The organism is Williamsia sp. Y712 (assembly GCF_059445525.1).
The window spans coordinates 818078-829568 of sequence record NZ_JCAIUN010000004.1; the positions used below are offsets into that span (position 1 = coordinate 818078).

Annotated in this window: 11 protein-coding genes; 5 read left to right on the plus strand and 6 right to left on the minus strand. The window is 62.3% G+C overall.

Going from position 1 to position 11491, the window contains the following annotated elements:
* Window positions 1-5 precede the first annotated feature (5 nt).
* On the plus strand, window positions 6-956 hold the full coding sequence (locus AC1D75_RS26990; RefSeq protein WP_495518379.1) for a carbohydrate ABC transporter permease: 951 nt from the start codon (window positions 6-8) through the stop codon (window positions 954-956).
* Between the two features lie 133 nt (window positions 957-1089).
* A complete protein-coding gene (locus tag AC1D75_RS26995) occupies window positions 1090-1836 on the plus strand; it encodes a carbohydrate ABC transporter permease (RefSeq protein ID WP_495518434.1) in 747 nt (248 codons plus the stop codon).
* Between the two features lie 25 nt (window positions 1837-1861).
* On the opposite strand, the gene AC1D75_RS27000 is transcribed toward AC1D75_RS26995, so the two are convergent.
* From AC1D75_RS27000 to AC1D75_RS27010, 3 genes are all read right to left on the minus strand, one after another.
* Window positions 1862-2824 carry a LysR family transcriptional regulator gene (locus AC1D75_RS27000; protein WP_495518380.1) on the minus strand — a complete coding sequence of 321 codons (963 nt, stop codon included), beginning with the start codon at window positions 2822-2824 and terminating at the stop codon, window positions 1862-1864.
* A 326-nt stretch (window positions 2825-3150) separates the two neighbouring features.
* Window positions 3151-4440, minus strand: a complete 1290-nt coding sequence (locus tag AC1D75_RS27005; RefSeq protein ID WP_495518381.1) for a TY-Chap domain-containing protein — start codon at window positions 4438-4440, stop codon at window positions 3151-3153.
* A gap of 111 nt (window positions 4441-4551) precedes the next feature.
* Complete coding sequence (locus tag AC1D75_RS27010; RefSeq protein WP_495518382.1) at window positions 4552-5994, minus strand: cytochrome P450; 1443 nt, start codon at window positions 5992-5994, stop codon at window positions 4552-4554.
* Window positions 5995-6208: 214 nt separating this feature from the next.
* On the opposite strand from AC1D75_RS27010, the gene AC1D75_RS27015 reads away from it, so the two are divergent.
* The 3 genes from AC1D75_RS27015 (at window position 6209) to AC1D75_RS27025 (ending at window position 7748) form a co-directional block, all read left to right on the plus strand.
* Window positions 6209-6598 (plus strand): VOC family protein, encoded by a 390-nt coding sequence (locus AC1D75_RS27015; protein WP_495518383.1) that lies wholly within the window; start codon window positions 6209-6211, stop codon window positions 6596-6598.
* A gap of 65 nt (window positions 6599-6663) precedes the next feature.
* Window positions 6664-7311: a type IV toxin-antitoxin system AbiEi family antitoxin domain-containing protein gene (locus AC1D75_RS27020; protein WP_495518384.1), complete on the plus strand. Its 648-nt coding sequence runs from the start codon at window positions 6664-6666 to the stop codon at window positions 7309-7311.
* Window positions 7308-7748 carry a nucleotidyl transferase AbiEii/AbiGii toxin family protein gene (locus AC1D75_RS27025; RefSeq protein ID WP_495518385.1) on the plus strand — a complete coding sequence of 147 codons (441 nt, stop codon included), beginning with the start codon at window positions 7308-7310 and terminating at the stop codon, window positions 7746-7748. Before AC1D75_RS27020 ends, AC1D75_RS27025 begins: the two co-directional genes overlap by 4 nt.
* A 53-nt stretch (window positions 7749-7801) precedes the next feature.
* Here the strand turns inward: AC1D75_RS27025 and AC1D75_RS27030 are convergent, their stop codons facing one another.
* The 3 genes from AC1D75_RS27030 to AC1D75_RS27040 all read right to left on the minus strand — a co-directional run bounded on the left by AC1D75_RS27030 (window position 7802) and on the right by AC1D75_RS27040 (window position 11309).
* Entirely contained in the window at window positions 7802-9580 is a 1779-nt protein-coding gene (locus tag AC1D75_RS27030; protein WP_495518435.1) for an AMP-dependent synthetase/ligase, read from the minus strand.
* On the minus strand, window positions 9573-10043 hold the full coding sequence (locus AC1D75_RS27035; protein WP_495518386.1) for a MarR family winged helix-turn-helix transcriptional regulator: 471 nt from the start codon (window positions 10041-10043) through the stop codon (window positions 9573-9575). The genes AC1D75_RS27030 and AC1D75_RS27035 overlap by 8 nt, the downstream gene beginning before the upstream one ends.
* A 78-nt stretch (window positions 10044-10121) precedes the next feature.
* The gene (locus tag AC1D75_RS27040) at window positions 10122-11309 is read right to left on the minus strand and encodes an ATP-grasp domain-containing protein (protein ID WP_495518387.1); all 1188 of its coding nucleotides are present in this window, start codon (window positions 11307-11309) and stop codon (window positions 10122-10124) included.
* Window positions 11310-11491: the final 182 nt, after the last annotated feature.

The following is an 11491-nucleotide window of genomic DNA, read 5'->3' on the forward strand; positions in this document are numbered from 1 at the left end:
TGACCATGTTCGTACAGGCCGCATCGACGACCCTCCCCCGCCGATCGACCACTCCGGTACCGCATTCACGGTCCCGGCGGTGGTCGCGGCTGCGGCGGGGCGTCGTACCCTATCTGTACCTCGCTCCGGCGTTGATCTTGCTGGTCGTGTGGACCTACCGACCGCTGGTACAGGCCGTGCAATTGTCCACCGTGTCGTGGAACCTGTTGCCCACCAGCCCGATGAAATCGGTCGGCACCGACAACTATCAGCAGTTGTTCGCATTGCCTGCGCTCGGCGACGCGGTGTGGCTGACGGTGGTGCTCATCATCGGCCTACTGCCGTTCACGGTGGTGGGGCCGGTGGTGATCGGTTTCGCCATGCGCAGTGTCTCAGTGCGGAGTTCGCGAATCTATCAGGGCCTTATCTTCGCGCCGTTCCTGGTGGCTCCGGTGGCGGGTGCAGCGATCTGGCGTTGGCTTCTCGATCCCAGCGGCGGCATCATCAACCGGGTCTTGGGTACCGACCACAACTGGATCTACGACAAGAACACCGCCCAGTTGGCGATCATCGTGATCACTGGATGGCACCTGATCGGCTTTGCGGTGTTGGCAGTCGCCGCCGGCCTCGCCGGGATCAGTTCCGACTACGACGAGGCCGCGCAACTCGACGGTGCGACTCGCCTGCAGATCGGTATGCGGATCACCATGCCCCTGTTGTCACCGACGCTGGTCTTCCTCACGCTCATGACGATCTTACTGAGCGCCCAATGGAGTTTCCCGCTGATCGACACCCTGACCCAGGGTGGCCCGGCCGGTGCCACAACCAACATCTATTACCTGCTCTGGGACTACGGATTTCACTCGTTCAACGCCGGCCTGAGCGCGGCGGCAGGCATTGTCCTGTTCCTCGGCTTCGGCATCGTCGCCGGCCTCTTGGTCTGGCTGTCAGAACGGATCACCTTCCATGACAATTGACAGCGCTCTGAAGACGGACGCGGTGCAGACCCTCGGGACTCCCCCGCCGTCCGTGCCTGCCGCGGCTCCGGCCACAGGGGTTCTCGCACGAATCTGGGGTCACCTGACGCTGGCGGTCATCGCCCTTGCTTGTATGTTCCCGATCTATTGGCTGGTGGCGACGTCGCTGCGCCGACCCGGCGACGTCAGTTCGCTGGCACCATTACCTTGGCCGCTATCGGTGGAAAACTATGTCGACGCTGCCGATAAGGTCGACGTCACCCGGCTGATGGTGAACACCTTCGGGGTCGCCCTGGCATCCACATGCGGCCAAATGTTGATCGCTATCCTTGCGTCCTACGCGTTTGCGGTCTACAAGTTCAAGTTCCAGGGCCTGCTGTACCTGGCCTTCGTCGGTACCTGGTTGGTGCCGTATCAGGTGACGATGCTGCCGAATTATGTTCTGCTCAATCAGCTGGGCCTGCTCAACACGTTGTCCGGTGTAGTGGTTCCGACCCTCAGCTCCGCACTGGCCGTCCTCATGATGCGCACGCACATGTCTGGTTTCCCGAAGGAGCTCATCGAGGCGGCGCGGATGGATGGGCGCTCGTCGTGGTCGATCCTGTGGACCGTTGTTATCCCGAACCTACGACCGGCGCTGGCGGCGCTGGCCATCTTGCTGTTCATCAACTCGTGGAACGAATACTTCTGGCCCGCAGTGGTACTCCAGTCGAGCAACGACGTCCTACAGCTCGGCCTGCGCAGCTTCATGGGCACCGAAGGAGACCAGTGGGGCCCGATGATGGCCCTCGCCGGCCTCGCCTGCCTGCCGATCTTCGTGCTCTACGTGGTGCTGCAACGCCACATCGTCAATGCCTTTGTCCGGAGTGGACTGAAGTAGTCGAACACGTTGACCACCAAGGCAGTCAGGGCACCGCAGCACTCTGATAACCCGGTGCGATCGACGATGACCTAGCCGAACTCACTGCCTCGCCGCAGATCTCGACGACGCAGTCCACGAACGCGTCTACAGCGCTGTTCACCGATGACGCCGACCACACCATGTACAGGTCGATCGTCGGAATCGGATCCACCAGTTTGACCGCCACCGAAGACGCACCCGCGGTACCCATCCCGACTGCGGCCGCACGCGACAGCGATGCGAATGCGACGTACGGTTTGACCGCGATCACGTGAGCTGTCCCGCTCGGATCATCGGACGTCTGGGCAACCGTGAGCGAGACCCCGGCCTCAGTTGCAGCCGCGACAATGACGTCGTACATCGCCGGGCACTGTTCGCGGGCGAACAGGACGCACCTCTCGCCTTCCAGCTCCGCGCATCGCACGCTGGTCCGGCCCGCCCACGGATGCGAGCGACCGACCACAGCGACAATGGGCACTTTCGACAGCAACAATCTGGCCCGCAGGTTTGGGAGCTGGGGACGACCATAGACCAGCGCCACATCGAGCGAACCGTCCTGCAGGCCATCGAGTTGCGGCCCGGTCCTTTTCTCCCAGAGTGAGACCGCCATCCTGGGGTGCCGCTCGTTGAGACGCGTCAGCGCGGCCGGCAGGACGTGCCTGCTTGCGGGGAAGTTGTAGCCGATATTCAGGGATCCGACCTGGCCGGCGGCCGTTGACTTCGTCACGTCGACGGCCTTCTCCATCTGAGCGACGACCATTCGCGCCTGCTTGGCGAACTCCACACCCGACGACGTCAGCTGGACCTCATGCGAGTTACGAACCACCAACGTGACGCCGAGCGACTTCTCCAGCTTCTGCAGCTGCGCACTCAGCGATGGTTGAGATAGATGCAACCGCGCGGCGGCCCGTCCAAAATGCAGCTCTTCGGCGAGCGCTATGAATGATTCGAGATGACGAAAGTCCATTGCACCCCCTCACTTGGACTTGTTCCCAGGCTAACCAGGTCGGATGACCCGCGGTGAAACGCCGGGTGCCTCCTCGGTGTCCATGGAACCAAGCCCTCTCGCCAGTTCTTTGGACTCTGTTGGCCCGGTGTTCGACTCTCGTTCACGCCGTGGCGACTTCGCAATATCGACCTGCGCCCTGATGTCATTGACACCGATCGAACTTTCGATCATCTCGCCCCAACCCATCACGGTGGCGACGCTCTCGCCTACGGTCCTATGCTCTGTACTTCTACCCTCGCGCCGGCCACCGGCCCCACCGAAGTCCGGGAGGAACGCGGCAACTCTCAACTCCACCGCCTCGCCTCCCGTTCGTCGTTGTATTGTGCGGCAACGGTTATCGAGGCGATCAGTACCGGCATGAACAGTTCGATGGCCTGCCGCTGTCGCCGGCAGCCCGCGATCTCCTCGGCACTACCGCCGACGGCAGTCCACGCTTGTTCCATACCCTGCATTTGACTGATCTGGTCGGTGCAGATGCGCGCATACCGGCGCAGCATCGGTGTGTTGCCCCGGCACCCGCGGGCGATCTCGTCAGGTGTCAGGGCAGATCGATCACCGCGGGAGTACCGGTCGACCATATCGATCAGACGCTCCGGAACCTGGTCGAACAGCATGCAGTCGACATCGTTCTCCGCCTCGGGTTGGAGTTGCTCGATCATGTCGATCGCTCCATCGCTACAGAACTCTTGCCACGCCCGCAAGGTCGCCAGGAGATTGGCCTGAGAGAAGACAGCGGCCTCCATCGCGCGGACCGCGAACACATGGCCTTTCGTGACCACGATCGAGATGTCGGGCCAGCGCGACGAGTGTTCGGCGATCACCGCACCGAGCAGATCCATGTCCGGAATCTGGTGCGCCAGCACCGTACAGAACTCGAGTCGTAGTGTCTGCGGCGACACCAGAATGTTGGTGTGGAGACCCTCATCGGTGACCAACCCAATTACCTTCTGGTCGAGCGTAACTCGTTCCCCGAAGCGCGCGGCCAGGATCTTATAGGTCATGTCCAGCAGATGTGGCGCGTCATCGGGCACATTGCCCACCGTTGCTGCCGCAGCCCTTTTGACTCCCCTGACCGGCGGTTTGACAGAGGCAGACGCTTGGAATTGTTCACCGGCCCGGACCGGCGTCTCGGGTAGCGGAGCAGCCGGGTAGCGCACCGTCAGGACCGTCGGATTCTCAAACTTCCACACCTGCCACAGTGATCGGACAGCGGCCGAAACAAGCTTATCGACACTCCGCTTGCCAACCTCGTGGATGATCACACGGTTGCGCAACAGCCGCCAGCCCTGCCCCAACAGGATGAAGCGTTCTGCCCGCGCCACCGAAAGCGAGCCGTTCAACTCGAAGGCCACGAAGGCCATCGGATCGATCGTGCACCGCAGCCGCCCGGATCCGGTCACTGTGAATATCAGCAGCGGGTGGTATCCGCCGACCAGATCGGTGCGTGCCACCTCGATGAACTCGTGGCGTTTGAGGGCCCTCACCCCGGTGGCCAGCTCCTCGGCGAACAGGCTCCAGGTGGCGCGCTCGCTTGTGTCGAAATTGGTGTCGTCCCCAAAATCCAGTGTTGCCATGGTGCCTCCCCGCGCCGTCGATCATCGGCGATGACCTCGCAGCACACGGTAAAACAGGCCTACGACATCGCGGTGTGCACCGAATCCCGCTGCAATCCGTGATCCTGGTTGCTAGGTGCCCGAACCCATTCTGCGGAGTCGGACCGGCAAACCGTCGGCTGGTGTCGGACCGGTCCCCCAGGCCATCAACGGGACATAGTTCGCAGGTACCGTCCATTGAAAATCCAGGAGCACGCGATGCAGGATTGCTTTGACAGTCAGTGATGCGAAGTGCATACCGATGCACTTGTGCGCGCCGGCCCCGAACGGTGACCACGCGTAACGGTGCATCTGCGCGACCATCTCTGGGTCATCAAAACGACTGGGATCGAATACATCTGGACGATCCCACCACGTGTCCAGGCGCATCGACGTATGCACACCGAGGGCTATTTCGGTGCCCTTGGGAATGAAGTGGCCCAGAATGCTGGTGTCTGCGGTGGTCTGCCGAAACAGAGTCCCGGCAGGTGCGTACATTCGCAGCGATTCCTTGAAGGCGTTGTCGAGAAGCCTCACGGCGTTGAGATCATCCATCGACGCTTCGTCCGGTAGCGCTTGCACTTCCTCCCGAAGACGCTGTTGCAGTTCAGGATCCTTGCCGAGGTGGTACATCAGCATCGACAGCGCGATGGTGCTGGTGTCGTGGGCCGCCATCAGCAGGAAGATCATGTGGTTGACGATGTCTTCGTCGGTGAAGGTGTTGCCCTCGTCGGTCCGTGATTGGCACAGCACGGTGAGCAGGTCGTCGCCAGTATTGTTGCGCCGCTGGGGAATGGCGCTGCGGAAGTACCGTTCCAAATAACGTCGGCCGCGCAGGCCTCGCGACCATCGCCCGGGCACAATCGGTTGGCGCACAACAGCTTGAGCCCCGAGCACAGCGTCGTCGAAGGCGTGCGACAGCTTTCGTGCTGTCGTCCCGTCGGGAGATTCACCGATGAACACCTGGCTCGCGAGCTCCAGCAGAAGGTCTTTCGTGCGGTCGTACAACGGGACCTTCGCGCCCGGCGTCCACGTGTCCAGTGTTTTCGACACCAGTGGACGCATCAACGCGAGATAACCGTCCAGTCGCGGTCGAGTGAAGGCCTGCTGCATGATTCGCCGGTGGAAGAGGTGCTCGTCAAAGTCAAGGAGCATCAGTCCGCGGTGAAAGAACGGACCGATAATGGGCTGCCAACCGATTTCGCTGGAAAAGACTCTGTTCTTGTCCAGCCAGACCTCTTGCAGCGCCTCGGGGCCCGTCACCGTGACAATCCGAAATCCGAGGGCACCAGTCCACGATACCGGGCCAAATAATTCGTAACGCTCCCGCCCGAAGGCCAACGGGTGAGCAACACTCTCCATCACGTGGCCCAGGCCGGGCAGGCCATAACTGCCCATGACGGGCTTCAGCCCGCTGCCGGGCGGAGGTTCTGCCAGTGGCCGTACCGGCGACGGGTAGACCGACGCGACTCGGGCCGCCGCCCGTTGGAAGCCGTCGGTCATCACCACCCGGGAGGGCAACAGTGAACTCGTCATAGGACGTACCACCACTTCAGATCTGGTGCGATCTCGTGCCAGCTAGTGCTCTGGCTCGGACGGTACCAGCGCGAGAGGTTCTGTCAACGATGCGGCGGAGATCAACAGCCCTCTGACCAGAGGCGACCGGCCGTACGATCGACATGCCGCCCGTTGCGGCACCAACCTCCATCAGCGGACGTCACGCTCGCTCGCCGGCACAACGAGGAGCGCAATGCCAGTACTCGGAATAGGCGGACTCTTCCTTCGCGCACAGGATCCCGACGCGCTACGCGCCTGGTACCGCGAGCATCTCGGCGTTGGTTCCGGATGCGTCGCCCCGGACGCCGGCCCTGCCGACGAATGGTCGTGGCAGGTACAGGGCGGGCCAATTGTCTTCTCGCCGTTCGAGGCGGGCACCGACTACTGGGCGGCGGACAAGCAGTACATGCTCAACCTCCGGGTCAGCGACCTCGACGGTCTACTGGCTCAACTGACAGCCAGCGGAATCACGGTGATCGTCAAGCCCGAATGGGATGCAACACCCGAGATCGGACGGTTCGCGCGAATCCACGATCCCGAAGGCAACGCGATCGAATTGTGGGAGCCACCGCCAGTGAAATGAGACTAGGATATACGTAGTATGCATTTCGTAGGCTATAAGCCTACTCTTTGCTTACTGGAGGTGCTATGGCTACGCAGCGTACGACCGCGCTACCCGCTGCCCTTGCGCGGCTACCGCTGCGAACAATACGGCCCCAAGACGCCGCAAACGCCTACGCACACCCACGACCGGAACTCGCGCGGCTCGTCGATCGCGGCGTCGTTCACCGCACCGCGCCTGGCTACTACATCGCTGTCCCTCAGCAATATCAAGGCCGGACGTGGCTACCCGAACTCGAGGCCGTCGCCGCGGGGATCGCAGGGGCCATCTATGGCCCGGAGAACGCAATTTTGATGGGTGTCAGCGCTGCCCGCGTCCTTGGTGCGTTGCCGAGAGCACTCGCAACTGCTGTTGTGGCGGTACCAAAGCAGCATCGAATAATCGAGTTGACTGATCGGCCGGCGTCGATTCGGTTCGTCAAACGGAACACCACCACTGTGGACGCCGAGAAGGTTACAACCGCGTTGGGTCCGGCGCTGGTGACCACCCCAGAGCAAACCATCCTCGACCTCGCCCGTAGGCCCTCGCTCGGTGACGCAGAGGTCGACGTTCAAGCTGCAGTATCCACCCTGTATCAGCGCGCTGATCACGACCGACTCACCGAGTTGGCAACCTCGCAGAGACTTGGAGCGGCCTTGCGTCGCGCCGAGACCTGGGCCGGCGTCAAAAAGTGAATCTGGACGAACGCGATGTTGTCGCCGAGCAGTTCGGAGTCGCACCCGAACAAGTCGAGCGCGACCACCTGATTTCACACGTCTTGGCGTTTCTCAGCGGCAATTATGCTGACAAACTCCATTTCATCGGCGGAACAGCGCTTGCGCGAACACATCTTCCTGCCGGCAGGCTCAGTGAAGACATCCACCTCGTCGCGCTCGATGACCGGGATCTGCTCGCCGCTGACCTCGACGGAACACTCCCCCGGGCGATGGGCAGGACGCACGGCCGTCTCTCATGGGAACCCGCGCTCAGCTCGGTTCCCGACACGTCAGGTGCAGTACTTCAGAGCGGTGACGGGTTGTCGTTGAAGATCCAGCTGCTGTCGTCCGCAGATCGTATGTTGTGGCCGGTCGCGACGCGTGGCGGGCTGCTACACGAGCATGAAGCGGGCTGATGGCTTGGGTCTGGTCTCTAGACGATCGCTTTGCCTGGCCGGCGAAACACCAATCAGCGATACAGCGAATCGATCTCGTCAGAGAACCGGTCGGAGACCACGTTTCGTTTGATCTTGAGGGTGGCGGTGAGCTCGCCATCCTCTTCGGTCAGATCCCGGACGAGGATCACAAACTTCTTGACGGCCTCCGAATGTGAGACGGTTGTGTTCGCGTCATCGACCGCAAGCTGCAGCGCCGCAAGCAGTTCCGGGTCCTCCCGGAGATCCTCGGCGGTAGCACCGTCAGCCTTGCCGTTCTCAGAGCCCCAGTGCGCCAGCACCTCCGGATCCACGGTCAGCAGCGCAGCAATGAAGGGCCTTCCGTCACCGACCACCACGGCCTGCGAGATCAACGGATGTGAGCGCATCCGATCCTCGAGCGGACCCGGTGAGACGTTCTTGCCGCCTGCGGTCACGAGCAGGTCCTTCTTGCGGCCGGTGATGGTCAGGTATCCGTCGTCGTCGAGGGCGCCAAGGTCACCGGTGCGGAACCAGCCGTCATCGAACGCGTCGGCGGTGGCTTGTTCGTTGTGCCAGTATCCGTCGAACATCACGCCACCGGCAAGCTCGATTTCACCGTCGTCAGCGATGCGGACACTATTGCCGCCCATCGGCTGCCCAACACTGCCGATCCGTTGTGCACCTGGCACGTTCACGCAGTGCGCCGCTGTCGACTCGGTCAGCCCGTAGCCCTCGTAGATCGGCACGCCAACACCCCGGAAGAAGTGGCCCAGACGCGGCATCAGTGCGCCGCCGCCCGAAATGGCAAACCAGCATTCGCCGCCCAGCGCCGCCTTCAGTTTCGAATACACCAGCCGATCGGACACCTGGTGTTGCGCCCGGAGCAGCAGGGACGGCTTGCCCGTATCGAGTGCTTCGCTGTAGCGAACGGCAGTCTTCTCGGCAAAATCGAAGATTGCCTTCTTGGCCGCACCGCCCTTGGCCGCGGACTGCGCAGCGGAATCGCGGACCTTCTCGAACACCCGCGGCACACCGAGAATGGTGTGCGGCTTGAACCGCGAGAACTGCCCGACGATGGTGCTGAAGTCCGACCAATGCGCCTGCGTCCCGCCTGCCTCGAACATCGCCAAAGACACTGCACGGGCGAGCACATGCGCGAGCGGCAGGAACGTCAGCATCCGATTGCCGGGCTTGGCCACCGTGCCGATGGTGGCGGTCTGGATACCGCGGACCTCCGACAAGAAGTTCCGGTGCGTGAGCCGACAGCCTTTGGGGCGGCCGGTGGTACCGGAGGTGTACACCAGGGATGCCAGGTCATCGGCCCGGATCTGCGCGATCCGGTCCTGGACGCTGCTGTCACTCTGGCCGCGGCCGGAGGTGACCAGCGCGTCGACCGCACCATCATCGATGGCCAGTGCGTCGACGCCGACGTTCGCGAACGCCGCCGTGTGTACGGCAGATTCCCCGATTGCCAGTACCGCACCGGAATCCTCGACGATCCACCGAATCTGATCGAGCGAGGAGGAGTCATAGATCGGCACCGACACCGCCCCGGCGGCCCAGATGGCGAAGTCGAAGAGACTCCACTCGAAGCGGGTGGCCGAGAGCAGCGCTACCCGGTCCCCCGGCTGCACGCCGCGCTCGATGAGACCCTTCGCGACACCTGTCACCAGCTCGGCGAAGTCGGTGGCGGTCACATCCCGCCAGGTATTGCCGTCCGGCCGGGAGAACAGCACCAGATCCGGTGTCTGCTCAGCGTGTCGGTAGACCGACCGCACGAGGGCGTCGTTGTCGGCGATCGTGAAGCTTGCCTTGGCCGTGTATTCACGCACAGTGGTCATCTCCGGGGGTCTCGGTACCCGTGCGGACGGGCGTGGTTTTGGAACGGAAGTGGTGAAGCATGGTTGCGAACTCAGCGACGTCACCTGTCGGCCAGTCCTGAACCCGGGATTGAACCTGCGCGAGTCGCTGACGATCTGCGATCGCGAGAACATCGCTGCCGAGGTCAGTGAGTGTGAGCGGGTGCCCCTGGCGTAGCGGACCGGGTTCTGCAAGGACCCAGCCTGAATCGACGCATTGACGGAGTTGGCGCGACACCGTCGATCGGTGCACCTCGAACGAATCCGAGATGTCAGTGGCGCGGCAACCGGGATGACGCGAGATATACGACAGAACCGAGTGCTGTGCAAAGGTGGCGGATCCCTCGGCAGGACGTTCGCCCGTCATCACCTCACGGACCAGGTGCACCAACTCCTCGTGCACCTTCGACACTGCCCCACTTCTATCGTGTTGCATTACGCAACTATAACGCTGCGGTCGGATGGGTCCGTCTCCGCCTGCGATACACCTATCGCCTCAGCGCCCGACACCGACTCAACGAATCGCAGAACCGTTCCACAAGACATCAAAGAACTGCGCGGCCATCAGTTCTTCCTTCTTGTTCCGGCTGAGTCCCAAGGCCTTGCGGTATTTCAGGACATGCTGCAACGACAACGCTGAATACAGGAGCGGGAGGTGATCGTGCGGCTGCTCGTAAACTCCGCCCGCGCCCCTGGCGGCAGCGAGATCGGAACGCGCACGGGTCGGATGTTTCAGCGCGTCGCGCAACACCGCAGCTTTGATCGCCTTCTTACGCCCAGGCGGAACCACAACCGTCCGATCGGGGCGAGGCCCGAACAATGCAGCATCGAACTCCTCAGCCGTTGCGACTGTGCAGCCGGCCGTCGGACGCGGATTGCACTCGACCATATGGTGCACACCATCATCGGTCATCAGGTAGTCGAAACTGATCTGGCCATGCCAATCCAGTTCTCGCGCAATGGTTTGCGCGGCCTCCAATGACTCCGGCGAGTCCACCGATTCGTAGACGATGCCGCCGCGGTCGTCGATGGTGAGCGCGTGCTCGTAGCACGAATGCAGCACAACCTCACCGTGCTGAACCACGCTCCAGCTGCACCGATCGACACCCCGCAGATACTCCTGCACCAACCATGGGTCTTCGGGTGTGGGGGTGATGTTCTCGAGGGACCCTTCCCCGGCCAACGGTCCGGAGTTCGTGATGACGTCCAGCCCACCGCGCCCAAAGGCCGCACGGGCAAACCAATGCTCCCAGTGCGTCACGGCCTCGCGGAGCTCATCGTTCGACGTCGCAACAATCGACGTGGCCACCGGAAGGCCCAACCCCTCACACAGCGCACTGAAACTCACCTTGTCGTGGACCTTCGCCAGCGTCTCGAAAGATGGGAAAAACAGTTCGGCGCGCCCTTCGAAACGGTCACGGTACGCGGCGAGGTAGAACACTTCCTCGAACATCGGCAGCAGCCAGTTGATCTGATGCTTGTCAATGAGAGCGTCGACCGCGTCGATGAATGCGGCGGTTTCCTGCGCCGGCGCAGGCACCTGGACGTGCCGCTTGGCGCCCCGCGAATGACTTCCAGGTGAGGCCCTGAAGGTGTCGGCGGCGGTGACGTCACGGCCGGTCGTCCCTAGCTTGTGGATTTCGTCGACTGCGAATGGCATGCGCGACGTGGTCACCAGCAGCCGAGGCTCAGGGGTGCTCATGTCCTCGGATACTACGCACCGAACGCCTGAAGGTGTCCGAGATCGAGAACCTTGGATCCCTTTGTCTTGCAGATAGCAAAATACCCTGCATCCGAAACCGGTAAAGGTTTCGAATACAGGGTATTCGCAAATTGTGTTCGGCGGTGTCCTACTCTCCCACACTGATTAGGGTGCAGTACCAT

Coding starts and splice junctions, on each gene's coding strand:
- AC1D75_RS26995 (WP_495518434.1), top strand. CDS start 1,090: ATGTTCCCGATCTATTGGCTGGTGGCGACGTCGCTGCGCCGACCCGGC.
- AC1D75_RS27000 (WP_495518380.1), bottom strand. CDS start 2,824: ATGGACTTTCGTCATCTCGAATCATTCATAGCGCTCGCCGAAGAGCTG.
- AC1D75_RS27035 (WP_495518386.1), bottom strand. CDS start 10,043: ATGCAACACGATAGAAGTGGGGCAGTGTCGAAGGTGCACGAGGAGTTG.
- AC1D75_RS27015 (WP_495518383.1), top strand. CDS start 6,209: ATGCCAGTACTCGGAATAGGCGGACTCTTCCTTCGCGCACAGGATCCC.
- AC1D75_RS27040 (WP_495518387.1), bottom strand. CDS start 11,309: ATGAGCACCCCTGAGCCTCGGCTGCTGGTGACCACGTCGCGCATGCCA.
- AC1D75_RS27020 (WP_495518384.1), top strand. CDS start 6,664: ATGGCTACGCAGCGTACGACCGCGCTACCCGCTGCCCTTGCGCGGCTA.
- AC1D75_RS26990 (WP_495518379.1), top strand. CDS start 6: ATGTTCGTACAGGCCGCATCGACGACCCTCCCCCGCCGATCGACCACT.
- AC1D75_RS27010 (WP_495518382.1), bottom strand. CDS start 5,994: ATGACGAGTTCACTGTTGCCCTCCCGGGTGGTGATGACCGACGGCTTC.
- AC1D75_RS27005 (WP_495518381.1), bottom strand. CDS start 4,440: ATGGCAACACTGGATTTTGGGGACGACACCAATTTCGACACAAGCGAG.